The organism is Paenirhodobacter huangdaonensis (assembly GCF_004022465.1).
GTDB classification, from domain to species: Bacteria; Pseudomonadota; Alphaproteobacteria; order Rhodobacterales; family Rhodobacteraceae; genus Rhodobacter; species Rhodobacter huangdaonensis.
This window is the reverse complement of sequence record NZ_SAVA01000003.1, coordinates 1-26,458: the sequence shown is the minus strand read 5'-3', so window position 1 is coordinate 26,458 and position 26,458 is coordinate 1. Positions and strand designations below refer to the sequence as shown.

Here is a 26,458-nt window from a genome sequence, read left to right as displayed (position 1 = left end):
TTCCTTTTCCGTTGAGGGGGGCAGGGCGCCCTGATAGCCTTGCCCGAACGATAAACGGAGACCGCGATGCTTCGCCGCACCCTTCTGACCACCCTCGCCGCGCTGCCCTTCGCGGGCACTGCCCTGGCCGCGCAGACCACCGCCACCGGCTCTTCCGCCTCGAACCCGGTCGAAGTGCTGCCGCCGGAGAAGCCGGCGCCGCAATGGCCGATCGCGAAGCGCTTTTACCCGACCGAGGTGAATGTGCGCCCCGAGCTGGCGGTGGGCTCGATCATCATCGTCTCGGACAAGTTCTTCCTTTATCACGTCATCGCGCCGGGCAAGGCGATGCGCTACGGCGTCGCCGTGGGCAAGGACGAGCTGAAATTCCGCGGCACCGCCTATGTCGGGCGCAAGGTCGAGTGGCCGAGCTGGAAGCCGACGCCCGAGATGGTCAAGCGCTCGCCCGACCATTACGCGAAATATGCCGAAAACGGGATGCCCGGGGGGCCGGGAAACCCGCTCGGCGCACGGGCGATGTATCTTTATCAGGACGGCCGCGACACGGCGATCCGCATCCACGGCACCACCGAGCCGAGCTCGATCGGCCATGCGGTGTCGAACGGCTGCCTGCGGATGGTCAATGACCATGTCATCGATCTGTTCCAGTCGGTTCCCGTCGGCACGCCGGTGACGGTCTACTGACGGCGAGCGCCGGGCCGGGGTCAGAAGGTCCCGGCCGTTGCCGCGTGAAACTCGAAGGCGCCGATCATCCGCGCGAAGAGATCGTCGTCGACCCGGCCCCAGAACTGCTCGGGATCGGTGCCGCACCATTTGTGCCGGGTGTGCAGGACCGCCACGGGGATGCCGTCGGGCCGCAGGAACTCCACCCGGCGCTGGTCGTCGCTGCCGACGAGGCGCTGGGTGAACATCGTGACCGAGATCGGCCGGCCGGAGCGGGCACGGCACAGCTCCTGAAACCGTCGCAGCTTGGCCGCCACCCGCGCGATGTCCTGAGTGCGGTGCAGCCGGTAGTGATAGAGGAAACACGCCGGGCCGGTGCCGCTCAGCCCGTCGAGAAACCGCTGCGCCTTGCGTAGGTAGCTTGCGCGGTTCTCGGCATCGTCGATCACGTCATGATGCGAGAATTCGAAGCCGTTGCAGACGGATTTCTCATAGAGTCCGGCCTCGCAGGTATAGAGCGAATGGACCGGCATCCGCGTCTTGTAGCGCTGCTCGTGGTGCAGGAACCGCGGCGTCAGCATGTCGACGAAATCGGTTTCGACGAGCTGCGTCGCATAGTCGATGTTCGACCGCGTGTGGCTGAACGGCGTGGTCAGCAGCGGCGCGACGCCGTGGCGCTGCAAGACGCCGTGGCCAAGACAGTTCTCTCCGATCGAATAGAAGGCGACGCCGGGGCTGGCTGTGGTCACTGCGGGTCTCGTGCTCGGGGATCGGGGTTCTGCCCGCCGAGGCTAGGGGGTTTCCGGGCCGAAATCCACCGCCGAAGGCCTGTCGGCGGTGCCGGGGGCGGGGCAGGGGCCTGCCGATGCCCGCCGCGCGGGGCGGGCGCAGATTTTGCGCGCAAGCCCCTTGACGCTCCGCGCGTCATCGCATAGCTACGCGCCACAGCGTGGCTAGGTAGCTCAGCAGGTTAGAGCACGTGACTCATAATCACGGGGTCGGGGGTTCGAGTCCCCCCCTCGCCACCAACACTTCCCCCTTATTGTGAAGAGACGTCGCTGGATCACTCGGGCGGCTTGTCAGAGCCGTTTACAGCTTGCGGTCTCGCCTTGTGCTTTTCCAGCGTCTCCACGGCCGAAATTGCCGGTCTCGAATCGCGGCTCAGGTCGTGCTTCGCCACGATCGCCTCGGCCGATTTCGGGCCATGTCCGGTGATCGAGTAGATCTCCGGACTGCCGCATCCGGCGCGTGCCAGTCGCAGCACGGCGGTGTCGCGCGTGTCGTGGAATGTCCGCCCTTCGATGCCCGCCGCGGTCTTCGCGAAGCTGGTCTTGTATCCGTCCAGCGTCCGGGGCTGGCCACGCGATGTGGTGCAGATTGTCAGCGCCGAGCCGCGGCGCGTCTTCTCGGCATCCGGGACAGTGCGGAGCCCGGCCGTGACCGGGATTGCCAAATGTGCGCCGGTCTTGCTCTGCCGCAGCACGCGCATCCTTTTTTGCCCTCCATGCCGCCAGAGGATCTGTCTGCACCTGCGCAGCAGCTTCTGCGCTGATGACGATGGCCCTGTCAGGGGGGATCTCACAACGGGCGACCGCCATTCCGGCCGCTGTCGCGGCCTTGATCGCGCGCCTCACCTCGGCTTGTGTGAGCGTCTGGCGTCGCCCTGTCAGTCTGTCTTCATCTTCTCGAGCGCATCCAGCGCGATGCGGCGGATCGGTCCGGCGCTGATCGCCGCGATTTCGATGAGGACGGCGCGCGCCGCGGCGCAGACCCTTGGCACCAGCACGCAGCGCGATCAGGCGATCCGCGCCGCCAGTGCCGGCCGCGACGTCGTGCAATCGGCCGATGCCAATGCCGTGCGCGCGGGCAGCCTCGGGCGCGTGGTGGTCAAGGGCAACAGCCCGCCCTGGCTGATCCTCGCCTTCGCCGTCGCGCCCCTCCTCGACAGCCCCCTGCGCTGGCCTGAGCAGATCTGGCGGGCAGTCAGGGGAAGGAAGGATCAACGCGTTACCGGCCTTCTGCCTTAAGCGTTTTCTGGCCCGAACCAGATGGTGCCGATGCTGTTCCGGCCAGAGACCTTCAGCATAAGCGAGGTGGAATTACTCGGCACGGATCTTTGCTGCGCTGGAGGTGCGTGCGGGCACCGACTGGGCTGCACAGTGGTCTGGGGGTGCGTCCTGACGGTGGTTGGGGCGCAGATCGCAATCACCTATGTTCCACTGCTGCCGCAGATCTTCGGCGCCGCGGCGGCTCCGCTTTCCGACCGGGGCCTGGTCGTCGGAAACGGGGTCGTGTTCCTTGCCCTCATCGGGCCCGAGAAACCGATGCGCCTCACCTTTCTCGCGAGCAAGGCAGCCGCTGGCGGAACCTGACAAAGCATCGCGGGCGCCCAGCTCTGTGATTGAACTCGCCCGCCAGTCACCCTGCTTGAGATCCTGGCGGGCGTTGGCACGGTGGCAGCGACGCTCAGACCTGAGCGAGCATCCCCCGCATGACATCGTCCATGGAGACCACACCCCGCTCGCTGCCGTTGCGCGCCAGGACCGTGGCCAGACTGCCGGGGGCATCAAGCAGCTGGTGCGCGGCCTCTTCAAGCGTCGTTGTGCCGGGCAGCCGCAACGTGGGCCAGTCCTCGCCGGCAGGCTTCGGGCGCGTCACCGACCGCAGCCGCACCACCCGGCCGCGGTTCACCTCCTTCACGAAGGCGCGCACGTAATCGTTCGCCGGATGCAGCACGATCTCCTCGCCGGTGCCCTGCTGCGAGATCTCGCCCGCGCGCAGGATCACGATCTTGTCGCCAAGCCGCAACGCCTCGTCGAGGTCGTGGGTGATGAAGACGATGGTCTTCGAGACCTCCTGCTGGATGTCGAGCAGAACTGACTGCATGTCCATCCGGATCAGCGGATCGAGGGCCGAGAAGGCCTCGTCCATCAGCAGGATCGGCGCGTCGTTGGTCAGCGCGCGGGCAAGCCCGACCCGTTGCCGCATGCCGCCGGACAGCTGTGTGGGATAGCGGTCCTCATAGCCCTTCAGCCCGACCCGTTCGATCCAGCGCCGCGCCTTTTCGGTGCTGCTGCTGCGCGGCTCGCCCTGGATGTCGAGGCCGTAGACGGCATTTTCGAGAACCGTGCGATGTGGCAGCAGCGCGAAGTTCTGGAACACCATCGCGGTCTTGTGGCGGCGGAACGCGCGCAGCGCCTCGGGCGACATCTTCGCGACGTCTTCGCCATCAATCAGCACTTCGCCCGCCGTCGGTGCAATGAGGCCGTTGATATGGCGCAGCAGCGTCGACTTCCCCGAGCCCGAGAGCCCCATGATGACCGAGATCTTGCCCGCCGGCAGGTCGGTGGTGATGTCGCGCAGGCCGAGCGAGTGGTGGTGCTTGCGGTTGAGCTCGGCCTTGGTCATGCCGTCGCGGACCGCCGCGACGTAACGTGCCGGATCCGGTCCGAAGATCTTGTAGAGGTTGCGGATCGAGATCCCCGGGACGGTCTCTTCCTCGTCGGGGGTGAGCGTCTGGGTCTGGTCGGTCTCAGTCATCGAGCACCTCCGCATGTTTCTGAAGTCTCTTGCCGAAGGCCTGCGAGGCCCGGTCGAAGGAGATGGCGATGGCGACGAGGGCAAAGCCGTTCAGGAAGCCCATGGTGAAGAACTGGTTGTTGATCGCCTGAAGCACGTTCTTGCCCAGCCCGCCAACGCCCACCATCGAGGCCACGACAACCATCGCGAGCGACATCATGATGGTCTGGTTGACGCCGGTCATCAGCGTCGGCAGCGCCAGCGGCAACTGCACATTCCACAGCTTCTGCCGGGGCGAGGAACCGAAGGCGTCCGCGGCCTCGATCACCTCCTTGTCGACGAGCCGGATCCCGAGGTTGGTCAGCCGGATCATCGGCGGCGTGGCGTAGATCACCACGGCAATCAGCCCGGGCACCTTGCCGATGCCGAAGATCACCACGACCGGGATCAGGTAGACAAAGCTCGGCAGGGTCTGCATCACGTCGAGGAGCGGCATGATCATCCGCTGTGCCCGGTCGGAGCGTGCCGCGACAATGCCGATCGGCAACCCGAGCACGATCGAGATCAGCGTCGCCACGGTCACCATCGCCAAGGTGGTCATGGTGTCTTCCCACAGCCCGAAAAAGCCGATCGCGAGCAGCGCGGCGCCGGTGCCGAGGGCGATCTTCACACTGCGCGAGGCGAACCAGACGGCAGCGAGGATCAGCGCGAGCATCACGAACCAGGGCGTCCCGGTGAAGATGCTCTCGAGCGTGTTGAGAAACCATTGCAATGGTCGCGTTGCGGCGTCGATCTGGTCGGAGAACTGGCGCACGAGGTCGCGGAACCCGTCGTCGATTGTCTTGCGCATCAGGCGCAGGCTTTTGCTCGACAGGGAGGGGAAATCGCACAGGGCTTCAGGCAGGCCCCAGCAGGATGATGCCATTAATCATGTCCTTTGGTCTCATGTCGGCGAGGCGCGCGCCCCGCACGGGAAGGCGCGCGCGGTCATGCCCGCGCGCGCAGCTGCCGGTCTGGCGTGCTTAGAGCGTCGCCTCGACCTTTGCGGCCACCTCGGGGGAGACCCAGGCCTTCCAGACATCCGGATAGGTCTCGAGGAAATGATAGGCCGTATCCTCGTTGGTGCCCTGGTTGTCGGTCTGCCAGGCAAGGAATTTGCCGACCAGGTCATTCGACCAGCTGCGGGCCTTCAGGTAGTCCATCGCCACGGCGTTCTTTTCGGAAAACGCCTTGGTCACCACGGTGAAGACGTCCGAGGTCGGGTAGGCGTTCGGCTTCGGATCCGGGCAATCGGGTTGCGAGGTGCAGGCATCCCACGCGGCCTTGTCGTTCGGCACCCCGGCCTCAAGCCGCGCCATCGGGTATTTGCCGAGGATCGCCGTCGGCGCCCAGTAATAGCCGAACCAGCCCTGCTTGCGTTCATAGGCATTGGCAATCGAGCCGTCGAGCCCCGCGGCCGAGCCGGTGTCGACCAGCTCGAAGCCCTTCGCCTCGGCACCATAGGCGCGATAGAGGTTCTCGGTCGAGACCTGGCAATTCCACCCCGACGGGCAGTTGAAAAGGGCGCCTTTCGACGGATCCTCGGGGTCGGGGAACAGCTCGGGATGCTTGAGCGCATCCTCGACGGTCCGGATCTCGGGATGGGCGTCGGCAAGGTATTGCGGGATCCACCAGCCTTCGACGCCGCCATCCGTCAGGATGTTTGCACTGATCACCATCCGGTCTTCCGCGACCGCCGCATCGAGCGCCAGCTTCACGGCGTTCGCCCAGAGTTCCGGGGCGATGTCGGGTTCGCCCTTTTCATTCATCGAGGCAAAGGTCGGCATCGTGTCCCCGGTCACGAGGGTCACGTCGCAGCCATAGCCCTCCTCGAGGATGATCTTGTCGACCCAGGCCGCGACCCCTGCCGAGGCCCAGTTCATTTCCGCGATCGAGACAGCCCCGCACGAGCCCTCATCGGCCAGGGCAGGGGCGGCGCCGGCGCCGAAGCAAAGCGAAAAGAGCAGAGAAAACTCCAACTTCGTCATGACAATTATGTCCTTCGTCGTTGTGCAGCGCAAATGAAGACCCGCCGCGGCGCTGCCCGCGACGACCCGCTGGATTATTGAGACCCCGAATGAAGTGGCAGGATGCGCATGGGGTCACGAGAGACGCTCGAAGCATCGCTCACATGCTCCGCCCAGAACGCGCCGAGGGCGCAGGCGGAACGGGGCCGGAAGGAACCGACCTTGTTCTCCCTAGCCGAATTTCACCATTTTGACAACCAAGTGGCGGGAAATGTCTTCCAGATGAACGCACGGGCGAGGGGAAAGGCCTTGTGGGGTTCCCGTCGGCGTTGCCTTCGCCGGGCGGGGGCCCGGCCTGCGAACTTGTCAAAAGGGCATGGTGAAAATCCCGACAATCCCCGAGCACACCGGCGTTGCCATGGCACGCGCTTGACCGCCCCGCCCCGATGCGCTACCTGCGGGACCAGGTGCCGGGCACCTGCCGCCTGCGGACGCAAGTCACGGTGAAGCCCGGAACAAGACGACATCTCACCCTCGAAGCATTTCGCGCGGTGGGCAATGCAGGCTCCCATCCATCCTGAAATGCCTCTGAAGAGGAGTGAGCGATGTCTTTCGGGCACGCAGTCTCGCATGAGAATCCATTTCTGACGGCCCCCATCGGGCGGCTGTTTCTCTCAAACGCCCTTCCCATGGCCGTGGTCATGTCGATGGGCGGGATCCTGAATCTGGTCGACGGCGTTTTTGTCGGCCGCTTCATCGGGGCGGAGGCACTGGCGGCAGTCAGCCTCGCCTTTCCGGTGGCGATGTTGCTGGCCGCGCTTGCAACGCTGGTCGGCGGCGGCATGGCGAGCCTGCTGGCGCGGCATCTGGGGGCCGGGGACCGGCGCGGGGCGGGGCGGGTCTTTGCCGGGGCGCATGGGCTGGCGCTGGCGGTTTCGGCGCTGCTTGTGGCGCTCTGGTTCGGTTTCGGCGCGATGCTGACCGATGCCATGGCCGCCGGAAATGCGCGGGTTGCCGGAATGGCGCGGGACTATCTGACGATCCTGATCTGCGGCGCGCCGATCTATCTGCTGCTTGGCCTGCACATCGACGCGTTGAGAAACGAGGGGCGCGCAGGGCTGATTGCGGCGTTTTCTGTGTGCGTGAACCTTTTCAACATCGGGGCGAACTGGCTTGGGATCGTCGTGCTCGATCTCGGGATTTCGGGCTCCGCCCTTGGCACTGTCACGGCACAGGCGCTTGGTCTGGTGCTGGCGCTCGGCATCCGAGCGCGCGGCACGGCTCTGCTGCCGCTCCGGGTCCTGCGCCGCGAAAGCTGGGGCGCGGCTTGGGGGGCGGTCCTCGTCCTCGGCTTGCCCCTGTGCCTCAGCTTCCTCGGCATCGCCCTGGTCGCGAGCCTCGTCATGTTGGCATTGCACGGCCACGCGGCAGAGTATGCCCTTGACGTCGCGGCCTACGGAGGGGTTACGCGGCTTCTGGGCCTTGCTTTCCTGCCGCAGATGGCGATCGCGCTCGCCCTGCAAGGCATCGCGGGCAACAATGCCGGCGCCGGACGGCCGGACCGGGCCATGGCTGCGCTGCGGCTGGCGATGGCGACGGCTTTCCTGTGGTGTCTTGCCGTGATGCTGACGGGGATCTTCGCCGGGCAGGCGGTTGGCGGCTGGTTCAGCGGGGACCCGCGGGTGATCGGGGCGGTTGCGCTCATCCTCCGCCCGATGCTGGCACTTTACGCGATCTCCGGCCCGATCCTCGTGCTGGCGATGTATTTTCAGGCCCTCGGGCAGCCGCGGCGGACGGCCGCGCTGACATTGGTCAAGCCGTGGCTGCTGATGCCCGCGCTGATCCTCGGCCTCTCTGCCGGGGTCGGGGTGCGGGGAATCTGGCTGGCCTTTCCGGTGGCGGATGCGGCCATGTTGCTGCTTGCGCTTCTGATCGGGCGCGCCACCCTGCTTCCGGTGCCCGGTTTCAGTATGGAGGATGCGGCATGACCATGACCATCGATGAGGCGAAAGCTCAGGCAAAGGCCCTGCGCGCTGCCCTTCAGGCGCAGGGCAGCGCCGTCAGCCACGCACAGGCACTGGAGCTGATCGCCCGCCAGCATGGGGCCAAGGACTGGAACACACTCCATGCCCGGCTGGCGCAGCGCAACGAGCCGGCCGAACTGGCGCTTGGCGATCGGGTCCGGGGCCGGTATCTCGGCCAGCCCTTTACCGGCAGGATCATCGGCCTGTCGGGGCCGGTGACCCACCGGCAGATCGAGATCCGCTTCGATCAGCCGGTCGATGTGGTCCGGTTCGAGAGCTTCTCGAACCTGCGCCAGCAGATCCGGGCAACGATCAACGAAAACTGGCGCTCGCATCGCTGCACCTCGGATGGCGTGCCGCAGCTGATTGTGGTGAAGGAGGAGGGGTAAGGCCGATCGGCCGCTCGGCGCGCCGCATTTCGATCAAGGCTGAAGAAGCTCAGGACGGTCATTCGCCCCCCCCGTCCCTGAACCAACATGCCGGTCGGGGGAGGGGATCTTTTCGGTGTCGGCTTCCCGGCCCTCCGCGTCGATGGCAGGCTGGAATATCGCTGCACCATGCGTGAACGGCTGCTTTCGGGCGATGCTGCGGCCGTCACGCCGCACCGCCGCCTGTCCGCGCTCTGCTCTTGGCGCCGATCTGTTGCGCGAGATGATCGGCTTTGCGGCCGAACGCCTGATGGGGCCGGAGGTCGGCGCCGTGACAGGCGCGGCCTATGGCGAGAAGCTGCCCGCGCGGCTGGCACGGCGCAACGGCGATCCGGACCAGGCAGACCCGCGCGGGGCAACACGGTGACGATCACCGCCAGCTCCCCAGCCGTGGCCCAGCATCGGCGCGCAGGTCTGTTGCACGGGCGGTCGCAGGTCGGGCCCTGCCGGGAGATCGGAAGGGGGGCCTGACAGCGCTCTTCATGATTTTCGGGGCCAAGCGGCCTTTCGTGCGGTGAGGCGGGCTGCGGACATCAGGCCAAGGAGGGCGGCCGTCCGGCGGGGGGATCAGCCGAAGTGGCGGTACACAAGATCATCGGGTCCGGGCCGCGCAGCCTGCGGGTCGAGCCTTGCGCCAAGACGTTCCGCCAGCCTGCGGGAGCGGAAATTCTCGGGATCGATGTAGCTGACCAGTGTCTTCACCCGCCCCGTGCCCCGACCCCAATCGCGCAGGGCGCGTGTGCATCGGCGCGAGGGCGCGGCCAGGCCCCCCACCGCCGTCACCTCAGGCGCGGGCCAAGAACTTCGTAAACCCGCTGCATGTGCCGCTCCAGCTGCGCGCCGGCGGTGCCATGGGCGATCAGTTGGCGCCGGATTTCCGCCACGGCTTCTTCGAAGCAGATGCCCTCCTTCTTCAGGCTTTTTATCAGCTTCCGGGCGCGGGCGGCATCCAGCGGATGCAGGCCGAAGGGCGCGGGGCGCCCGGGGAACCCCGCAAAGAAGGCGAACGCTCCGGGGATTTGGTCTTTCCAAGAGGTCATTTCCGACACCTTTCCTGTGGTCGTGTCAGCCATTCTGCACGGCAAAATCTGCCCCATAAGACACGACGGTTTGCTCAGCGACCTTGCACGGTCACACGGTGCTTGGCCCCGGGGATGCGGTTTCGGCGGGCGGAATGCCGCAGCCTCACGGGGCTTGACGTTTTCGTGAGCGCAGGTGAGATGCGCGTCATGAGAACAGCGCAGCGCATAGGGTCGGCGTTCCACGGCATCTTTGCCGTGGTTCTGGCGCTGGTCCTGAGCCTGCAGGTCGGTTCGGCCTATCTGCCGGCCGGGGCGGCGCCCGATCTTGCTGCGAACGAGGTGCTGATCGAGCTGTGCGACGGCACCGGGCTGAGCCGGGTCGTCATCGATCTTGCCACCGGCAAGACCCGCGATGCGGCGTCGGGGGGCGAGCAGTCCGGCCCGAAATGTCCGTTCTGCGTGCTCGGCCTTGCCGTGCCGCAGGGCTTTGCGCCCGAGCTTGCCTTCCAGGCCCGCCTGCAGCGCGCCGCACTGCCGCTGCCGGCGCAGCGCCTGCCGGCAAGCGCGCCGCGCGATCACAGCCGGGCGATCCGCGCGCCCCCCGTCCTGACCTGAAACGCCGCCCCGGTCGCCCCGGGCAAGACGATGCCGCGGCCCCGCCGTGGCCTCCCGCTCCGTTTCCACAAGGTCTGAAATCCCATGAACATCTTCTTTCCGGCACGCCTTGGCGTGACCGCGCTGCTGCTTGGCAGCCTCGCCCCCGTTGCCTTTGCCCCCGCCGCCCTGGCCGAAGAGGCGAAGCCCGACGCGCCGCTTGCGCTCGACACCATCATCGTCGCGCCGAAGACGCTCGAGCAGGACGGCACCACGGTCACCGTCGCCCCGGGCGCGCTGTCGGCGCCGCCGGCGCTTGACGGGGGCGCGCTGCTGTCCTCGATCCCGGGTATCTCGGGCTCGCGCATGGGCGGGCATGGCATCGACATCATCCTGCGCGGCATGTCGAAGAACCAGCTCAACGTGATCGACGCCGGGTCCTTCACCTATGGCGGCTGTCCGAACCGGATGGACCCGCCGTCCTCGATCGCGGCCTTCTACCGCGCCGACCGGATCGTCGTCGAAAAGGGCTATTCCAGCGTGACGAACGGTCCGGGCGCGCCCGGAGGCACGATCCGGCTTGAACGCGATGCGCCGGGCTTCGAGGCCGGCAAGCGGGTCAGCGGCGAGCTGACGCTGGGCGGCACGTCGAACGGCGCCGGCCGCGAGGTTGCGGGCCGCGTGGCCTTCGATCTCGGGCGCGGCTTCTATCTGGAGACCTCGGGCGAGTACAAGACCGCCGACGACTACACCGACGGGGCGGGCAATGACGTGCGCTCGGCCTATACGCAGAAAGGCGCGGGCGTCACGCTTGGCTACAAGCAGGGCGGGCTCGACCTGGCGCTCGATATCGAGAAGGACCGCGCCGAGGACGTGGAATTTGCCGGCGCCGGCATGGACAGCCCGCTGTCCGAGACCGAGACCCTGCGCCTGCGCGGCGGTGTCGATCTCGACTTCGGGCCGCTGAAGCGGATCGAGGGGGCGCTCTACCGTTCGAACGTCGATCACACGATGGACAACTATTCGCTGCGCGTGCCCACCGGCATGGCGATGGTGTCGCCGACGACCTCGAACACCCATGGCGGCAAGCTCGAGGGCAAGTTCGAGTTCGGCCGCACCAAGGCGACGGTCGGCATCGACACGCAGTCGAACGCCCGCACCGCCTGGGGCTACATGGCGATGACGCCGGCGATGATCGACTTCGATGCGCCGTCCTCGCTGACCTGGCCCGATGTGACGATCGCGCAGACCGGGCTTTACGCCCAGACCGAGACCGCGCTGACCGCGCGCGACACGCTGAAGATGGGGCTGCGCTTCGACCATGTGCGCGCCGATGCGGCGAAGGCCGATGTCGCGGTGCGCGGCGTGACGCCGAACGACTATTACTCGGCGGTCTACGGCACCACCTATGACAAGGCGCGCACCGAGGACAATTTCGGCGGGCTGATCCGCTTCGAGCACGCCTTTGACGCCGACACCAAGGCCTTCGTCGGGCTCTCGCGGACGGTGCGCACGGCCGATACCAACGAGCGCGCGATGGCGCGCGGCTCGATGGGCACGCCGACCTGGGTCGGCAACCCCGACATCGCGCCCGAAAAGCACACCCAGCTCGACATCGGGGTGCAGGCGGCGCGGCAGAACTGGTCGCTGAACGCCTCGGCCTTCTATGACCGGGTCGACGACTTCATCTTGCAGGACACGGTGACGATCTCGATGATGGGCAGCACCAGCACCCGCACCGAGTATCGCAACATCGGCGCGACGCTTTCGGGTGCCGAGCTCTCGGGCAGCTACACCATGGGCAAGCTGACCTTCGCGGGCGACGCGACCTGGACCCGCGGGCAGAACACCAGCGACGACGCGCCGCTGGCACAGATCCCGCCGCTCGAGGGCAGCCTGAGCGCGGTCTGGGACGAGGCACTGTGGAACGCGGGCGCGCGGCTGAACTGGGCCACGCGGCAGGACCGGATCAACGCCGAGATCGACCCGGGCGAGACCGCGGGCTGGGCGACGCTTGACCTCTTCGGCAGCTATGCGGTGCGGGAGAATGTCCGGCTGATCGGCGGCATCAACAACGTCCTCGACAAGACCTATGCCCAGCACCTGAGCCGGCGCAACGTCTTCGACACCACGGTGACGCGGGTCAACGAGCCGGGGCGGACGGTCTATGTCTCGATGCAGATGACGTTCTGAACAGGGCGGCGGCGTCCCGGGGCAGGGGCGCCGCCATCCCGTCTGCCGCCGCGCGGGCCGGCCCGGTGCGGCCCCGGTGTCCGACGATCCGGCGGACGGTGTCCGAAACCCGGATGGAGCAGTCCGGGAAACGCCGCGCCCGATGCGCCGGTTTCGGAATAAATCCTTTTCTGACAGTTAATTGCAAATTTCCCACCGCGATGCCGGCGCCTTGGCATCAACCCTGCTTCCTTCCCTCACAGGTCCGTCGGCGCGTGGAAGGGGAGGAGCCTTTCCCGCATCTGCCGAGGCCGCGGCGCGCAGGAGGCGCCGTCGCAACAGGTATGGGAGGAGAAATGCGCAATGGCATTTCAGATTAACATTGATAACGGCGGGACTCTCACCGACGTCTGTATCATGTCGGATGACGGCGTGACCAAGACCAAGGTCCTGACCACACCCTACGATCTGTCGAAATGCTTCTTCGAGGGCCTGCAGAAGGCTTCCGAAGTGGTCTATGGCGCGACCGACGTGAAGCGGCTGCTCGAGGAAGTGGACCTGATCCGCTATTCGACGACGCAGGGCACCAACGCGATCTGCGAACGCAAGGGGCCGAAGCTTGGCCTGATCCTCGCCGCGGGTGCCGAAGACCTGCCCGCGAAGCTTGCCGCGCATGATCCCGAGGTCTGGGCCGCGCTGGTCGGCGACCGCGTCGGTTTCGTCGATCCGGCCGTGCTCGACAACCCCGATGCCGAGGTCGAGATCGTGCGCACGATCAACCAGCTCACTGCCGCCGGCGCGAACCGGCTGGTGATCTGCTTCACCGGCGAGGGCTTCCTCAAGGCCGAGGAGCGGGTGAAGCAGATCGTGCTGCGCAAATACCCGCGTCACCTGCTTGGTGCGGTGCCGGTGCTCTATGCCTCGGACCTCACCGTCGACCGCAATCCCGACCGCCGTGCCTGGTCGGCGCTGATCAACTCCTTCCTGCACCCGTCGATGGAGGCCTTCCTGTTCCAGGCCGAGAACCGGCTGCGCGAATACCGCACGAAGAACCCGCTCCTGATCTTCCGCAATGACGGCGATGCCTCGCGCGTGGCGAAGACGGTGGCGATCAAGACCTATTCCTCCGGCCCGCGTGGCGGCATGGAAGGGGTGAAGGCCTTCTCCGCGCTCTACGGCTTCCGCGACGCGGTCTCGATCGACGTCGGCGGCACCACCACCGACATCGGCCAATGCACCGAGGGCAAGGTCGCCGAGATCCGTCGCGGCCATGTCGAGGGGATCTCGGTCTCCTTCCCGCTGTGCGAGATCATCTCGGCCGGCGCCGGCGGCAGCTCGATCTTCAAGGTGAAGGATGGCCAGATCGTGATCGGCCCGGAAAGCGTGGGTGCCCTCCCCGGCCCCGCTTGCTTCGGCCGCGGCGGGAAGGAGGCGACGATCACCGATGCCAGCCTTCTCGCCGGTCTGTTCGACCCCGCCTCCTATTTCGGCGGCGGCATGGGGCTTGATGCCGGTCGCGCCGAGGCGGCGATCCGCACCAACATCGCCGAGCCGCTCGGCGTCGATCTCGATACCGCGGTGACGATGATGGCCGACGCCTTCGAGGCGAAGGTCGCGGCCGAGCTGCATCGCTTCACCAAGATCTCGCCCGACACGGTGATGATGGCCTTCGGCGGGGCCGGGCCGCTGCTGGCCTGCGGCGTTGCCGACAAGGCGGGGATCAAGCGCGTCGCGATGCCGGCGATGGCGGCGGTGTTCTCGGCCTATGGCATCGGCTCGTGCGACGTCTCGCAGCGCTATGCGGTGACGCTGCCCGAGAACACCACGGCGGCGCTGACCTCGACGCGCGAGGTGCTGATGCAGAAGGCCGCGCGCGACATGTTCGCAGAAGGGTTCGAGGCGGGCAGCTACGGCGTGGCGGCACGGCTGGTGTCCGAGACCGCCGAGGGCGAGGTGATCCACGAACTCGCCGAGGGCGAGGGCTTCCCGGCTGATCTGGCGAAGGCCGGCGCGGTCGAGCTTGAACTCGTGGCGACGAAGAGCCTGCGTCACGGCGACACCCGCCATGTCGCGGTGACCCGCAAGACCCGGGCCGAGGCCGCGGCAAGCCGCAGCGTGCTTGCCGCCGGGCAGGGCCGCGCCGATCTGCCGGTCTACCGGCTGGGCGGCATGGCCGCGGGCGACTGGGCCCAGGGCCCTGCGATCCTCGAGGAGGATTACTTCACGGCGCTCATTCCGGCGGGCTGGACCCTGACCGTCTCGGAAGCGGGCGACGTCATTCTGGACCGGGAGGAATAAGCCATGACGATGAAAGTGCCGATGACCGAGTACCTGCGCATCGACCTCGAAACCGAGAAGTGGGAATGCCGCGTCTGCGATCACGTGATCGCGCCGGCTGCGGGCAATTACAAGGAAGGGCTGCTGGTGCACAACCGCGACCCGCGCGAGATCCATCCGCCGGTGATCGACCCGACGAAGTACCGCTACACCTTCGCGCCCGATCCGGAATGGGTGCGCATCCTCGAGTTCTGCTGCCCGAAATGCGGCACCCAGATCGAGACGGAATACGCCACCCCGGGTCACCCGCCGCTGTGGGACATGCAGGTCGATGTGCCCGCGCTGAAGGCGCAATGGGCCAAGCGCGGCCCCGCGATGCTGCCGGACGCCGGCCCCGCCGTGGTGCCCGGGCGCGGCCACGCCCATTGATCGACGCCGCCCTCCGCGGCGCGCGCGGAGGGCACAACCATTGCCGGGACCGGCTGCCGGAGGAGGGCAGCCCCCGGACCCAATGCACAGGGAGAGAGCATGAAACGCGTTTCCGTTGATATCGGCGGCACCTTCACCGACTGCTTCGTCGTCTGGGGTGGGCGCTATATCGAGACCAAGGCACTGACCACGCACCACAACCTCGCGATGGGGTTCAACGAGGCGCTGGGCAAGGCCTGCAAGGTTCTCGATCTTGAACTCGAGGACATCCTGCAGCAGGTGGACTCGGTGCGCTATGCCACCACGCTCGGCACCAATGCGCTGATCGAGCACAAGGGCCCGAAGATCGGCATGCTGGTCACCGCGGGCTACGAGGCCACCGTGCCGCTCAGCCGCGCCCGCGGCTATGGCGAGGGGCTTGACGACATGGGCAAGCAGGACCTGCCGAATGCCCAGCGTCCCGACCCGCTGGTCGAGGCGCACATGATCCGCGGCATCCGCGAGCGGCTCGACTTCGAAGGCAAGCTGGTGATGGGCCTCGACGAGGAAGACGTCCGCCGCCAGCTGCGCGAGCTTGTCGACCGCGGTGCGCAGATCATCGTCGTGGCGCTGGTGAACTCGGTGGTGAACCCCGCCCACGAGCAGCGCATCGAGGAGATCGTGCTCGAGGAATACCCCTCGCATCTGCTCGGCGCGATCCCGGTGATCCTGTCGCATCAGGTCGCGGGCCGGAAGGGCGAATACGTCCGCGCCACCTCGGCGATCGTCGACGGCTACCTGCATTCGACGATGTATCACGCGCTTTCCGCGCTCGAGCAGAACCTGCGCGTGCACAATTACGAAAAGCCGATGCTGGTGATCCACAACTCGGGCGGCATGGCGCAGCTGAACTCGACCGACGCGCTGCAGACGATCCACTCGGGCCCGGTCTCGGGCATCGGCGCCTCCGAGCACCTGTCGCTGCAGGCCGAGCTTGGCAACGTCGTGGCGACCGACATGGGCGGCACCTCCTACGACATCGGCATCGTCGTCGAGGGCGGCATCAAGCACTATGACTTCAACCCGGTGATCGACCGCTGGCTGGTCTCGGTGCCGATGGTGCACCTGGTGACGCTGGGCGCAGGCGGCGGCTCGGTTGCCGCCTATGACCGGATGTACAAGACGGTGAAATGCGGCCCGGAAAGCGCGGGCTCGGACCCGGGGCCGGCATGCTACGACCGCGGCGGGATGAAGCCCACGGTGACCGACGCCGACCTGCTGCTCGGCTATCTCGACGCCGAGAACTATGCCGGCGGCTCGATCCCGCTCAACCCGCGCCGGGCGAAGGCGGCGGTCGAGGATGCGCTGTGCGACGAGCTCGATGTCTCGGTGATCGAGGCGGCCAAGCTCATTCGCGAGAAGGTCGATGCCAACATGGCGAACGGTCTTTTCACCGAGCTGCGCGCCCGCGGTTATGATCCGAAGGACTTCACCATGCTCGCCTATGGCGGCAACGGGCCGCTGCATTGCTGCGGCATCGCGCAGAACCTGTCGATCGACAAGATCCTGGCGCCGCCGCTCAGCTCGGTGTTCTCGGCGGTGGGGGCGGGCAACATGCACCAGCTCCACATCCACGAGAAGTCGCTCTACATGGTGCTTTACGACAGCAACACCCGGCGGATCTTCAGCGATTACGAGCGGTTCAACGGCATCGTGGCCGAACTGAAGGAACGCGGTCGTCAGGACCTGCTGCGCCAGGGCGTGCCGGCCGAGCAGATCCAGCACAACCTGGAACTGGACATGCGCTATGGCAACCAGCTGGTGCAGACCACGGCGGTGATCCCGATCCACGAGCTCAACAGCCCGAGCGACGTGCTGCAGGTCATCAACCAGTTCTCGACCGACTATGGCAAGCGCTTCGGCGAGGGCAGCCAGGCGCCCGAGGCGGGGATCCGGATCAACACCATCCGCGTGTCGAGCTATCGCCAGCACGAGACGGTGCAGTTCCAGAACATCAAGCCGCTGCCGAAGCCCGAGCGCTCGGCCCCCCCGGCCCCGAGCGGGCACCGGACCTGTCACTTCGTCGGCCATGACGAGGCCTTCGAGACCCCGGTCTGGGCGCGCAAGGACCTCGAACCCGGCGTCGAGATCGCAGGTCCGGCGATCGTCGCCTCGGAGGTGACGACCTTCCTCGTCAATCCGGGCTGGACGCTGGTTGCGGCAAAGCAGGGCGCGACCTGGTTCCTGCGCAACGAGGCCCCGGTCACCAAGCACTGAAACGCGTGCCCCGGCGAGAGGAGCGCCGGGGCCCATTCCAACAGGAGGAGTTCCCATGAAAGACATGACCACCGGGGGGCCGGCGCCCTCTGCCGAAGACATGAAGCTGATCAAGAAGTTCCTCGAGGACACCACGCTGTTCCTTGGTCCTGATCCCGAGATCATGCAAAACCATGACCTGATGCGGCGCTCGGCCGAGGAAGAGCACGCCATCGCCAATGTCCCCGACAGCCATACCATCGCCAAGATCCGCGACCGGCTGCAGGCCGGCTGCGACGAGGGCTATGAGATGGTCGAGCAGATGGGGGCGGCGCCCGGCGCGAAATGGGGCGATGTCATCACCGGCATCTACTCGGCCTCGGGCGACCTCGCCATCGCCTCGGCGGGCGGCGTGCTGCTGTTCTCCTCGGTCGTGCACCACCCGATCAAGTTCATCGTCAAGAACTGGATGAACGAGCCCACCGTGGGCGTGCGCGACGGCGACGGCTTCATCCACAACGACAGCCGCTATGGCAACGTGCACAACACCGACCAGTCGATGATCCTGCCGATCTTCCACGAAGGCCGGCTGGTGTGCTGGGTCGCCTCGACCGTGCACGAGGGCGAGAACGGCGCGATCGAGCCGGGCGGCATGCCCTCGATGGCGGAAAGCCCCTCCGACGAGGGGCTGAAGATGTCGCCCTTCAAGGTGGTCGAGAACTATCAGATCAAGCGCGACCTGCTGACCTTCCTGCAGAACTCGGTGCGCGAGCCGAAGCTGCAGCTCGAGGACATGAAGGTGAAGCTCTTCGCCTGCCTGCGCATCAAGCAGCGCATCGAGGAGACGTTGAAGACCGACGGCGCCGACGCGCTGATCTCGACCCTGCGGCTGACCATGGAGGACGTGCGCGCCGAGGTGAAGCGCCGGGTCTCGGAATGGCCGGACATGTCGGTGCGCACCTACATCATCCAGGACTCGACGCTGCGCGAGAACTGCGTGGTCAAGGTGAACTGCACGCTGACGAAGAAGGGCGACCAGCTGACCTTCGACTTCCGCGGCTCGAGCCCCGAGTTCACCAACCGGGCGACGAACACCATCCTCGGCGGGCTGAAGGGGATGCTGTCGCAGCTCTTCCTGTGCTACATCTGGCCCGACCTGCCGCGCGGTCAGGCGGCGATGGCGCCGATCGAGGTGATCACCGATCCGCACTCGATCCTGAACTGTTCCTATGACGCGCCAAACTCGCAGTCGCTGATGTCGATCTTCACCGGCTTCACCGCGGGCCAGCACGCGGTGGCGAAGTTCCTCTACTCCTGCCCGGAGAAGTTCACCAAGGTCCACGCACCGGCCTTCAACATGATCAACACCTTCATCTGGGGTGGGGTCAGCCAGCATGGCGAGACGCTCGGCAACCTCTGCGCCGACCTGAACGGCATGGGGGCGGGGGCGACCTCGAACCGCGATGGCGAACATGCGCTGGCGCCGATCTTCGCCACCATGGCCGACATCGGCGAGCAGGAGGTGAACGAGGAAGACGTGCCGTTCCTGCAGCTCGTCTCGAAGAAGATGACGCGCGACGCCATCGCGCCGGGCAAGTATCGCGGCGGCCAGGGCTACACGATGATGGTGGCGACGAAGGACAGCGAGCAGTGGGGCTTCATGACCACCGCGCAGGGGGCGAAGATCCCGCCGATCCAGGGCCTCTTCGGCGGCTATGCCTGCGGCACCTATCCGCTGTCGAAGGTGCAGGGCGTCGACGTCTATGACGTGATGCTGAACGAGCCGGAGAAGTTCCGCCACTCGATCGAGGAGATCATGAACGAGCAGCCCTTCGAGGGCGCGCGCTACACCACCCATCACATGGGCATGGGCTTCGACATCTCGAAGCGGGGCGAGCTCTACATGATCAGCCAGGGCGCGGGCGCGGGCTATGGCGACCTGCTCGAACGCGACCCGGTGGGCGTGGTGAAGGACATCGAGGAGGGGCTGATGTCGGCCGAGGTGGCGGCGCGGCTCTACAAGGTGGTGTTCGACCTGGCGACGCTGGCGATCGACTTCGAGGCGACCGAGAAGGCGCGCGCCGACGAGCGCAAGGCGCGCATCGCCCGCTCGCTGCCCTATGCCGAGTTCGTCAAGGGCTGGAACCAGCCCAAACCCCCGGCGCATCTGCCCTATTTCGGCTGCTGGGGCGATGATGTCGAGACCCTCTACATGGGCTCGCCCGACAAGACCCGCCGCGGCGACGAGCCGAAGCCGAACTACATGATGCACCCCAAGGATGTGCGCATTGCCGAACTCGAAGCGCGTCTCGCCGCAGCCGGCGCGATGGGGGACGAGAAGCAATGAGCCAGTCTCTCGCAGAAGATCTGCCCGGAGCTTCGGGCACGAAGGCGCTGCGGGTCTGGCTGGAGTCGTCGGGCTATGCCCGGCGGCTTCTGCTGGGCGAGGCGGGCGACCCCTGGGCCGAGGGCGCGGCGAAGTATCTGTCGTGGTTCACCCAGGCCCGCGGGTTGCTGCGCGGCGATGTGGCGGTGGTCGACGTCGGCGACATGTTCCGCTCCTGGCGGGCGCGCCACCCGGAGCTTGCGGCCGAGATGGGGGCGAAGAAACGCGTCCCCTATCCCTTGCGCCGGATGCTCGAGGAAGAGGGGCCGCGGGCCCTTCTCGACGAGGTGACGGTGGCGGTCGGTGCGCATCTGCAGGGCCAGGTGCCGCTGGTGCTGGCGATGCCGGCGCCGGGTGCCTGGCTTGCCGAGGCGCAGATCGCGGCCGGACGTGAGGCCGAGGTCGATGCCGACGCGGTCGAGGATGCGGCGATGTACATGGCCGATTTCATCCGCTGCGTGGCAAGCCGGCCGGTGGGCGGGCTGCTGCTCGAGGAAGGGGCCGAACCGGGGCCGGCCGACCGTTACGCGCCGATCCTGAATGCCGCGCGGCATTACCGCTGGGCGGTGGTCGGACGCGGTGCGGCGCCGGGGCAGGGCGGCTTCGATGCGGTGATCGGCGCCGATCCGGCAGCGACCGGGCGCGACGTGACGGCGGCGCTCTTCGCCGGCGAGCCGCTGCCCGAAACCGGCGCGGGGCAGTTCCTTTTCGCCGAGGTGCCGGTTGCCCATGCGCCCGAGGCGGTGCTCGAGGCCGTCGCGCGCCTGCGCGGCACCGTGCCGGTCTGAGAGTGCCGGCCTGAGCGGGCCGGCCTGAAACCGCATGCGCTTTGCGGCGCCTGCCATTCCTCCTCCAAGGGGGCGCGCTGCAGGGACGGCACCCGGAATCCGGGTGCCGTTTCCCGTTTCAGCCCTCGCGCAGCTGCGCGATCTGGTCCTTCAGCCCGAGCTTGTCGAGCCGCACATAGAGCGTGCTCTTGGCGATGCCGAGCTCGCGCGCGGCCGAGGTCATGTTGCCCTGATGGCGCCGGATCGCGGCGGCGATCGCGTCGCGTTCGGCGCGGTCGAGCGGCGACAGCGCCTCGGCCATGCCGATCAGCCGCGGCGCGGGGTGCAGCTCGGGCGGCAGCGCCCCGGGCCACAGCGTCCCGCCTTCGCATTCGAGGAACATCCCCTCGAGCACGTTGCGCAGCTCGCGGATGTTGCCGGGCCAGTCGTGGCCGGCCAGCGCGTCGAACACCTCGGGCACGATCGCCGGCACCGGGCTTTCGTAGCGCGCCGCGATCTGCGTCATCAGATGCGCGGCAAGCCCGGGCAGGTCCGACATCCGCTCGCGCAGCGCCGGCAGCTTCAGCGAGGTCACGGCGATGCGGTAGAACAGATCCAGCCGGAACCGGCCCGCGCCGGCCTCGGCCTTCAGGTCACGGTTGGTGGCCGCGATCAGCCGCAGCTTTACCTTGCGCGGCTGGTTCTCGCCGATGCGGTAGACCTCGCCCGATTCCAGCACGCGCAGCAGATGCGGTTGCAGGTCGAGCGGCATCTCGCCGATTTCGTCGAGGAACAGCGTGCCGCCGTCGGCCGCCTCGATCTTGCCGATCATGCCGCCGCGCCGCGCGCCGGTGAAGGCGCCGTCGGCATAGCCGAACAGCTCCGAGGTCAGCAGCTCGCGCGAGAAGCCGCCGCAGTTGATCGCGACGAAGGGGCCCTTCGCGCGCGGGCCCGCCTCGTGCAGGGCCTGGGCGAAGGCGTCCTTGCCGACCCCGGTCTCGCCCAGCAGCAGCACCGGGGCGGGGCTTTTCGCCAAAAGCCGGGCGCGGCGGATCGCCTCGAGATAGGCCGGTGCCGAGCCCGACAGCCGGTCGAAGGGATCGACGCCCGGGCGGGGTGCGACGGTGCGCAGCCCGGCGCGCCGCACTGTCGCCGAGCGGTCGGGCAGCACCAGCACCGCGCCGAGCCGCTCGCCGTCCTGAAGCACCGGCTCGATCCAGTCATGGTCGATCCAGCCGGGCATGTTCTCGGGCGCGACGCGGCCCTTCTTCCAGGGCAGCATCAGGTTGCGGATCGACTGCGCATCCTCCGCCCCGGTCTTCGCCAGTTCCGCCATCAGCGCCGCCGCCCGCTCGTTGGTCTTGATCGGCCGGCCCGAGCGGTCGAAGACGATCAGCCCGTCGCGGCCGGGGCCGCGCAGCCGTTCGAGGCACTGGTCGAGCAGCTGATAGCGCAGCTTCAGCTCGCGCTGCACCAGGCGGTTCTCGATCCGCCCCGCCGCGGCGATGGCGAGCGCGAGGCTGTGCCGGCTGTAGCTTTCGTTCAGCCCCGAGATGTCGATCGCGCCGAGCGTGGTGCCGCTCACCGGCTCGCGGATCACCGCAGCCGAGCACGACCAGTGCTTGATCCCCGAGCAGTAATGCTCGGCGGCGTGGATCTGGATCGGCTGGCCGATCTGCAGCGTGGTGCCGATCGCATTGGTGCCACAGGCGGCCTCGCTCCAGTCGGCGCCGGGCATCAGGTGAATCGCCTCGCTCGGGTCGCGCAGGGAATTGTCGCCCTCGACGCTCAGCACCTTGCCGGCGCAGTCGGTCAGCACCATCACCGTGCCGGTCTCGAACAGGAAGTCGCGGGCCGAGGCGATCACCGGTGCGCCGGCCTGCATCAGGTCCTCTCTGTCGGCCAGCAGGTCATGCAGCGCGTCGCCCATGGCCGGGGGCGGGGCGCGGTCGCGCGCCGGGTCGACCGCGCCGTGACAGCGCCGCCAGGAATCGTCGATCAGGCGCCGCAGCGCATCCGATCCCGGCTCCTGCCCCTCCATGAATCGGTTCCACGAGGTCATGATCTGACCATCGTTCTCCGGATACGAGAACCGCTGACGCAGGCTCGTCTGTGGCATGTTGAAATCTCCTCCCTGGGAGACATGGGCCGGCGGGGCCCTGCAGCTCCCGTCTCCTCCCCGAGACGTCCGCTGCAGGCGCCCGTCGGTGCCGGGCCTGTCTCCTCTCCTCGCGCACAGTTTAGCATTCTCCCGCGTGAATGGGGAAATTCTCTTGATCCCGGCGCGGGTTCCTTCCGGGGCGGGCCGATCGCGGGGGGGGCCGGCCAGGCGTGTCTTGCCGCTGCGTCGCGGCAAGGCGGGCGGGCAGGGGCATGGCGGGCGGCGGGGTGGGCTTGGGGGTGCCGTCCGGAAACCGGACGGGGGCCGCGCCGCCACCGTCCGGCATTCCGTCGCATCCGCGCCGCCCGGGGCGGTCCGGGCCGCGGTAAGCCCCGGTCATCGTTGACGCACGGTCATCTGGCAAGAAACCTGCTTCCTGATGACCGGGGAGAGGGAGAAACACCGATGGACAAAGGCAGGTCAGCGCCCTTCGCGGTTGCGGCAAAAGCAGTGGGACGGGTGCCGGTGACGGTGCTCACGGGCTTTCTTGGCGCCGGCAAGACGACGCTTCTGAATGCGCTGACGGCCCGGCCCGAGATGGCCGGCGCGGCGGTTTTCATCAACGAGCTGGGCGAGATCGGCATCGACCACCACCTTGTCGAGCGAATCGACGACAGCCTCGTCATCCTTGATTCGGGCTGCCTGTGCTGCACCGTGCAGGGCGACCTGATGCGCGCGCTGATGCGCCTGCACGAGCGCATGTCGCGGCGCGAGATCGCGCCGGTGACGCGGGTGCTGATCGAGACGACGGGGCTTGCCGATCCGGCGCCGGTGCTGCGCGCGCTGATGGAGGACCGCCTCGTCTCGGCACGGTTCCGCTGCGACGGGGTGCTGACCGTGGTCGATTGCGAGCGCGCCCGCGCGCAGCTGCCGCGCCACCGCGAGGCACGGGTGCAGATCAGCCTTGCCGACCGGCTGCTGCTGTCGAAGTCCGAGCTCGCGGGGCAGGCCGAGACCGCCGCGGTCCGGCGCGAGCTGTCCGCGCTCAACCCTGCGGCGGCGCAGATCCTGCTCGCCCCCGGCGCTGCCGAGCCCGGGGCGATCTTCGGTGCCGGGCTCTATGCCGCCGAGGCGGTGCCGGCCGATGCGACCGACTGGCTTGGCGCGGTGACCTCGCTGCGCGCGCCGCCGCCCGCGCCGCTCCTGCCGGCGGGGCCCGCGCCCTCGCATTCCGGCCGGGTGCGCAGCTTCGTCGTCACCTTCCCCGAGGCGCCGGGCTGGCGCGGCTTTGCGCTTGCGCTCGGGCAGATCCTCGACGGCTGGAACGGCCGGCTGCTGCGGGTGAAGGGGCTGATGGCGGTGCCCGGGCTCGAGGTGCCGGTGGTGGTGCAATGCGTCGACGGCACCGCCTGCCTGCCGGTGCACCTGCCCGCCTGGCCCGAGGGCGGCGTGCTCGCCGACCGGCGCGGCCGGCTCGTCTTCATCGGCGAGGACCTGAGCGCGGCGGATGAGGCCGAAATCCGCGCCCGTCTCGCCGCAAGCCCGGGCGACCGCGAGGCGCTGCGCCGCGCCGCGATCTGTCCGGGGCTGCCCACCCGCAGCTGGCTGGCCGAGCGGGTGCCGCTGACCCCGCGGCAGGGCCTCGCCTCCGAGGCCTTCACGATCCAGCCGCGTTTTCTGGGCGAGATCCGCCGCCATGGCTGACGTGCGCGATTGCCGCGCGGCCGGCACGCGCTACTCTGCCCGATGGTGGGGGAGGGGCAGATGCGCGCAGTGACGGGGCTCGGGCTCGGACAGAAGATGTCAGTGCAGATGTCGCAGGCGATGCGGCAGGCGCTCGAGTATCTGCAGATGGACAGTGCCGGGCTGTGCGGCATGCTGGTCGCGGCTGCGGCCGAAAATCCCTGCCTGCAGGTCGCCCTGCCCGACCCCGAGACCGCCGTTCCCGATGCCCGCCCCGACCCCGACACCTACTCAGGCCCAGACCCCGGCGCCCGCCCGGGCCGGGCGCTGCCGATCTGGCGGCCGCAGGCGGGCGGCGACGGCGGCGAGGCGGAACGGTTCGCTGCCCCCGCGCCCGGGTTGCATGGCCATGTTGCGCGCCAGATCGGCCTGCTGTTCCGCACCCCGCGCGAGGCGGCAATCGCCGCCGTGTTCGCCGAGGCGCTCGAGCCGAGCGGCTGGCTCGGCGCGCCGATCGCGGGGCTTGCGGCGCGGGCGGGCTGCACGCCCGCCGAGGCCGAGGCGGTGCTTGCCCGGCTGCAGCAGATGGAGCCCGCGGGGCTTTTCGCCCGCTCGCTTGCCGAATGCCTCACGCTGCAGCTTGCCGATCTGGGCGCGCTGAGCGCGCCGATGCGGCGGCTGCTCGAGAACCTGCCGCTGCTCGCGCGCGGCGAGGCGGCCAAATTGCAGGAACGCTGCGGCGTCGGCGCCGGGGACCTCGCCGCGCTCGTCGCGCAGCTGCGCCGGCTCGATCCGAAGCCCGGCGCCCATTTCGGCGATGCGCCCGAGCTGCGCCGCGCCCCCGACCTGATCGTGGAACGCGGGGCCGGGGGCGGCTGGCGGGTCGCGCTCAACCGCGAGGCCCTGCCGGCAATTTCGGTCACGGAACAGGGGGCGGGGCCCGGCGCGCTTGCCGCCGCGAAATGGATCGAACGCACGCTCTCGCGCCGCAACCGGATGGTGCTCGAGGTGGCGGCCCATGTTGTCGCGCGGCAACAGGCCTTTCTCGAGACCGGGCCGGCGGCGCTCGTGCCGCTGACCTGCACCGAGGTGGCGCGCGCGCTCGGCTATCACGACAGCACGATCAGCCGGGTGCGCAGCGGGCTCTTGCTGCAGACCCCGCGCGGCATGCTGCCGATGGAGGCCTTCTTCGCGCGCACCGGTTCGCGCGGGCAGGGCCGGGTGCCGGCCCCGGCGCTGCGTGCCCTGCTGGCCGAGCTGGTCGCGGCCGAACCGGCTGCGGCGCCACTCGACGACGAGGCACTCGTCGCGGCCTTGGCCCGGCGCGGCATCGCGCTCTCGCGCCGCGCAGTGGCCAATCATCGGGCCCGGGCGGGGATTCCGCCGGCCCGCGACAGAGGAAAGGGAGGACGGACTTCATGAGAAAGATCTACGGCTCGGCGTCGGAGGCTCTGGACGGGCTTCTGTTCGACGGGATGACGATTGCGGCGGGCGGGTTCGGCCTGTGCGGCATTCCGGAACTCTTGATCGACGCGCTGGTGGCAAGCGAGGTCAGGGACCTCACCATCGCCTCGAACAACTGCGGCGTCGACGGCTTCGGCCTCGGCAAGCTGCTCGACACCCGGCAGATCCGCAAGATGATCTCGTCCTATGTCGGCGAGAACGCGGAATTCATGCGGCAATATCTGTCGGGCGAGCTCGAGCTCGAGTTCAACCCGCAAGGCACGCTCGCCGAGCGGATGCGGGCCGGCGGCGCGGGGATCCCGGGCTTCTACACCAAGACCGGCGTCGGCACGGTGGTCGCCGAGGGCAAGGAGCACAAGGACTTCGACGGCGTGACCTATATCCTCGAGCGTGGCATCGTCGCCGATGTCTCGATCGTCAAGGCCTGGAAGGCGGACGAGAGCGGCAACGCGATCTTCCGCAAGACCGCGCGCAACTTCAACCCGCCGGCGGCGATGTGCGGGCGGGTCTGCGTGATGGAGGTCGAGGAGATCGTGCCGACCGGCGCGCTCGACCCCGACCTGATCCATCTGCCCGGGATCTACGTGCACCGGCTGATCCAGGGCGACCACGAGAAACGCATCGAACAGCGCACCGTGCGCAAGCGGGAGGCAATGTGATGGCCGAGGTGGTGACGGGCTGGGACCGC

At 68.1% G+C, this 26,458-nt stretch carries 22 protein-coding genes, 1 tRNA gene and 1 pseudogene; 17 read left to right on the top strand and 7 right to left on the bottom strand.

Going from position 1 to position 26,458, the window contains the following annotated elements:
- The first annotated feature begins 66 nt into the window (after window positions 1–66).
- The gene (locus EOW66_RS05680; RefSeq protein ID WP_128155482.1) at window positions 67–684 is read left to right on the top strand and encodes a L,D-transpeptidase; all 618 of its coding nucleotides are present in this window, start codon (window positions 67–69) and stop codon (window positions 682–684) included.
- A gap of 20 nt (window positions 685–704) precedes the next feature.
- Here EOW66_RS05680 and EOW66_RS05675 read toward each other — a convergent pair whose 3' ends face one another.
- Entirely contained in the window at window positions 705–1,412 is a 708-nt protein-coding gene (locus tag EOW66_RS05675) for a DUF1796 family putative cysteine peptidase (RefSeq protein WP_128155481.1), read from the bottom strand.
- 202 nt (window positions 1,413–1,614) lie between these two features.
- Here EOW66_RS05675 and EOW66_RS05670 point away from each other — a divergent pair.
- Window positions 1,615–1,691 (top strand) — tRNA-Met (locus EOW66_RS05670).
- 35 nt (window positions 1,692–1,726) lie between these two features.
- Here EOW66_RS05670 and EOW66_RS05665 read toward each other — a convergent pair.
- The gene (locus EOW66_RS05665; RefSeq protein WP_128155480.1) at window positions 1,727–2,152 is read right to left on the bottom strand and encodes a hypothetical protein; all 426 of its coding nucleotides are present in this window, start codon (window positions 2,150–2,152) and stop codon (window positions 1,727–1,729) included.
- A 214-nt stretch (window positions 2,153–2,366) separates the two neighbouring features.
- On the opposite strand from EOW66_RS05665, the gene EOW66_RS05660 reads away from it, so the two are divergent.
- Window positions 2,367–2,690, top strand: a complete 324-nt coding sequence (locus tag EOW66_RS05660; RefSeq protein ID WP_128155479.1) for a hypothetical protein — start codon at window positions 2,367–2,369, stop codon at window positions 2,688–2,690.
- A 24-nt stretch (window positions 2,691–2,714) separates the two neighbouring features.
- Complete coding sequence (locus tag EOW66_RS05655) at window positions 2,715–3,035, top strand: hypothetical protein (protein ID WP_164881039.1); 321 nt, start codon at window positions 2,715–2,717, stop codon at window positions 3,033–3,035.
- A 94-nt stretch (window positions 3,036–3,129) separates the two neighbouring features.
- On the opposite strand, the gene EOW66_RS05650 is transcribed toward EOW66_RS05655, so the two are convergent.
- The 3 genes from EOW66_RS05650 to EOW66_RS05640 form a co-directional block, all read right to left on the bottom strand.
- Window positions 3,130–4,203 carry a quaternary amine ABC transporter ATP-binding protein gene (locus EOW66_RS05650; protein WP_128155477.1) on the bottom strand — a complete coding sequence of 358 codons (1,074 nt, stop codon included), beginning with the start codon at window positions 4,201–4,203 and terminating at the stop codon, window positions 3,130–3,132.
- A complete protein-coding gene (locus EOW66_RS05645; RefSeq protein WP_128155476.1) occupies window positions 4,196–5,107 on the bottom strand; it encodes an ABC transporter permease in 912 nt (303 codons plus the stop codon). Before EOW66_RS05645 ends, EOW66_RS05650 begins: the two co-directional genes overlap by 8 nt.
- Window positions 5,108–5,204: 97 nt before the next feature.
- Window positions 5,205–6,209 (bottom strand): ABC transporter substrate-binding protein, encoded by a 1,005-nt coding sequence (locus EOW66_RS05640; protein WP_128155475.1) that lies wholly within the window; start codon window positions 6,207–6,209, stop codon window positions 5,205–5,207.
- Window positions 6,210–6,877: 668 nt separating this feature from the next.
- Between EOW66_RS05640 and EOW66_RS05635 the strand changes: the two genes are divergently transcribed.
- From EOW66_RS05635 to EOW66_RS05625, 3 genes and pseudogenes are all read left to right on the top strand, one after another.
- Window positions 6,878–8,176 (top strand): MATE family efflux transporter, encoded by a 1,299-nt coding sequence (locus EOW66_RS05635; protein ID WP_128155474.1) that lies wholly within the window; start codon window positions 6,878–6,880, stop codon window positions 8,174–8,176.
- Window positions 8,173–8,601, top strand: coding sequence for a glyoxalase superfamily protein (locus EOW66_RS05630; protein WP_206363670.1), 429 nt, complete (start codon window positions 8,173–8,175; stop codon window positions 8,599–8,601). Before EOW66_RS05635 ends, EOW66_RS05630 begins: the two co-directional genes overlap by 4 nt.
- 193 nt (window positions 8,602–8,794) lie before the next feature.
- Window positions 8,795–8,980 (top strand): annotated as a pseudogene (locus tag EOW66_RS05625) (IS256 family transposase); the annotation flags it as partial.
- Window positions 8,981–9,419: 439 nt separating this feature from the next.
- On the opposite strand, the gene EOW66_RS20330 reads toward EOW66_RS05625, so the two are convergent.
- Window positions 9,420–9,713: a hypothetical protein gene (locus EOW66_RS20330; protein WP_164881037.1), complete on the bottom strand. Its 294-nt coding sequence runs from the start codon at window positions 9,711–9,713 to the stop codon at window positions 9,420–9,422.
- 156 nt (window positions 9,714–9,869) lie between these two features.
- Here EOW66_RS20330 and EOW66_RS20325 point away from each other — a divergent pair, with 156 nt between their 5' ends.
- From EOW66_RS20325 to EOW66_RS05585, 7 genes are all read left to right on the top strand, one after another.
- Window positions 9,870–10,277, top strand: coding sequence for a DUF2946 family protein (locus EOW66_RS20325; RefSeq protein ID WP_164881036.1), 408 nt, complete (start codon window positions 9,870–9,872; stop codon window positions 10,275–10,277).
- An 84-nt stretch (window positions 10,278–10,361) separates the two neighbouring features.
- A complete protein-coding gene (locus EOW66_RS05610; protein ID WP_128155472.1) occupies window positions 10,362–12,449 on the top strand; it encodes a TonB-dependent receptor domain-containing protein in 2,088 nt (695 codons plus the stop codon).
- A gap of 342 nt (window positions 12,450–12,791) precedes the next feature.
- On the top strand, window positions 12,792–14,726 hold the full coding sequence (locus tag EOW66_RS05605; protein ID WP_128155471.1) for a hydantoinase/oxoprolinase family protein: 1,935 nt from the start codon (window positions 12,792–12,794) through the stop codon (window positions 14,724–14,726).
- 3 nt (window positions 14,727–14,729) lie between these two features.
- A complete protein-coding gene (locus EOW66_RS05600; RefSeq protein WP_239017515.1) occupies window positions 14,730–15,134 on the top strand; it encodes an acetone carboxylase subunit gamma in 405 nt (134 codons plus the stop codon).
- Window positions 15,135–15,233: 99 nt separating this feature from the next.
- Window positions 15,234–17,390, top strand: coding sequence for a hydantoinase/oxoprolinase family protein (locus EOW66_RS05595; RefSeq protein WP_128155470.1), 2,157 nt, complete (start codon window positions 15,234–15,236; stop codon window positions 17,388–17,390).
- Window positions 17,391–17,445: 55 nt separating this feature from the next.
- Window positions 17,446–19,716 (top strand): hydantoinase B/oxoprolinase family protein, encoded by a 2,271-nt coding sequence (locus EOW66_RS05590; protein ID WP_128155469.1) that lies wholly within the window; start codon window positions 17,446–17,448, stop codon window positions 19,714–19,716.
- Window positions 19,713–20,543, top strand: coding sequence for a hypothetical protein (locus EOW66_RS05585; protein ID WP_128155468.1), 831 nt, complete (start codon window positions 19,713–19,715; stop codon window positions 20,541–20,543). Before EOW66_RS05590 ends, EOW66_RS05585 begins: the two co-directional genes overlap by 4 nt.
- Window positions 20,544–20,661: 118 nt before the next feature.
- On the opposite strand, the gene EOW66_RS05580 is transcribed toward EOW66_RS05585, so the two are convergent.
- Window positions 20,662–22,641: a sigma-54-dependent Fis family transcriptional regulator gene (locus EOW66_RS05580; protein WP_128155467.1), complete on the bottom strand. Its 1,980-nt coding sequence runs from the start codon at window positions 22,639–22,641 to the stop codon at window positions 20,662–20,664.
- 507 nt (window positions 22,642–23,148) lie between these two features.
- Here EOW66_RS05580 and EOW66_RS05575 point away from each other — a divergent pair.
- The 3 genes from EOW66_RS05575 to EOW66_RS05565 are packed head-to-tail and all read left to right on the top strand — an operon-like array spanning window position 23,149 to window position 26,429.
- The gene (locus EOW66_RS05575) at window positions 23,149–24,327 is read left to right on the top strand and encodes a CobW family GTP-binding protein (protein WP_206363669.1); all 1,179 of its coding nucleotides are present in this window, start codon (window positions 23,149–23,151) and stop codon (window positions 24,325–24,327) included.
- 60 nt (window positions 24,328–24,387) lie between these two features.
- A complete protein-coding gene (locus EOW66_RS05570) occupies window positions 24,388–25,728 on the top strand; it encodes an RNA polymerase factor sigma-54 (RefSeq protein WP_164881035.1) in 1,341 nt (446 codons plus the stop codon).
- The gene (locus EOW66_RS05565) at window positions 25,725–26,429 is read left to right on the top strand and encodes a CoA transferase subunit A (protein WP_128154724.1); all 705 of its coding nucleotides are present in this window, start codon (window positions 25,725–25,727) and stop codon (window positions 26,427–26,429) included. Before EOW66_RS05570 ends, EOW66_RS05565 begins: the two co-directional genes overlap by 4 nt.
- Window positions 26,430–26,458 lie beyond the last annotated feature (29 nt).

Excerpts from the sequence above, each read along its gene's own strand:
- EOW66_RS05680 (WP_128155482.1), top strand. The coding sequence starts at position 67 with ATGCTTCGCCGCACCCTTCTGACCACCCTCGCCGCGCTGCCCTTCGCG.
- EOW66_RS05665 (WP_128155480.1), bottom strand. The coding sequence starts at position 2,152 with ATGCGCGTGCTGCGGCAGAGCAAGACCGGCGCACATTTGGCAATCCCG.
- EOW66_RS05660 (WP_128155479.1), top strand. The coding sequence starts at position 2,367 with ATGCGGCGGATCGGTCCGGCGCTGATCGCCGCGATTTCGATGAGGACG.
- EOW66_RS05650 (WP_128155477.1), bottom strand. The coding sequence starts at position 4,203 with ATGACTGAGACCGACCAGACCCAGACGCTCACCCCCGACGAGGAAGAG.
- EOW66_RS05645 (WP_128155476.1), bottom strand. The coding sequence starts at position 5,107 with ATGGCATCATCCTGCTGGGGCCTGCCTGAAGCCCTGTGCGATTTCCCC.
- EOW66_RS05640 (WP_128155475.1), bottom strand. The coding sequence starts at position 6,209 with ATGACGAAGTTGGAGTTTTCTCTGCTCTTTTCGCTTTGCTTCGGCGCC.
- EOW66_RS05635 (WP_128155474.1), top strand. The coding sequence starts at position 6,878 with ATGGCCGTGGTCATGTCGATGGGCGGGATCCTGAATCTGGTCGACGGC.
- EOW66_RS05630 (WP_206363670.1), top strand. The coding sequence starts at position 8,173 with ATGACCATGACCATCGATGAGGCGAAAGCTCAGGCAAAGGCCCTGCGC.
- EOW66_RS20330 (WP_164881037.1), bottom strand. The coding sequence starts at position 9,713 with ATGGCTGACACGACCACAGGAAAGGTGTCGGAAATGACCTCTTGGAAA.
- EOW66_RS20325 (WP_164881036.1), top strand. The coding sequence starts at position 9,870 with ATGAGAACAGCGCAGCGCATAGGGTCGGCGTTCCACGGCATCTTTGCC.
- EOW66_RS05610 (WP_128155472.1), top strand. The coding sequence starts at position 10,362 with ATGAACATCTTCTTTCCGGCACGCCTTGGCGTGACCGCGCTGCTGCTT.
- EOW66_RS05605 (WP_128155471.1), top strand. The coding sequence starts at position 12,792 with ATGGCATTTCAGATTAACATTGATAACGGCGGGACTCTCACCGACGTC.
- EOW66_RS05600 (WP_239017515.1), top strand. The coding sequence starts at position 14,730 with ATGACGATGAAAGTGCCGATGACCGAGTACCTGCGCATCGACCTCGAA.
- EOW66_RS05595 (WP_128155470.1), top strand. The coding sequence starts at position 15,234 with ATGAAACGCGTTTCCGTTGATATCGGCGGCACCTTCACCGACTGCTTC.
- EOW66_RS05590 (WP_128155469.1), top strand. The coding sequence starts at position 17,446 with ATGAAAGACATGACCACCGGGGGGCCGGCGCCCTCTGCCGAAGACATG.
- EOW66_RS05585 (WP_128155468.1), top strand. The coding sequence starts at position 19,713 with ATGAGCCAGTCTCTCGCAGAAGATCTGCCCGGAGCTTCGGGCACGAAG.
- EOW66_RS05580 (WP_128155467.1), bottom strand. The coding sequence starts at position 22,641 with ATGCCACAGACGAGCCTGCGTCAGCGGTTCTCGTATCCGGAGAACGAT.
- EOW66_RS05570 (WP_164881035.1), top strand. The coding sequence starts at position 24,388 with ATGCGCGCAGTGACGGGGCTCGGGCTCGGACAGAAGATGTCAGTGCAG.
- EOW66_RS05565 (WP_128154724.1), top strand. The coding sequence starts at position 25,725 with ATGAGAAAGATCTACGGCTCGGCGTCGGAGGCTCTGGACGGGCTTCTG.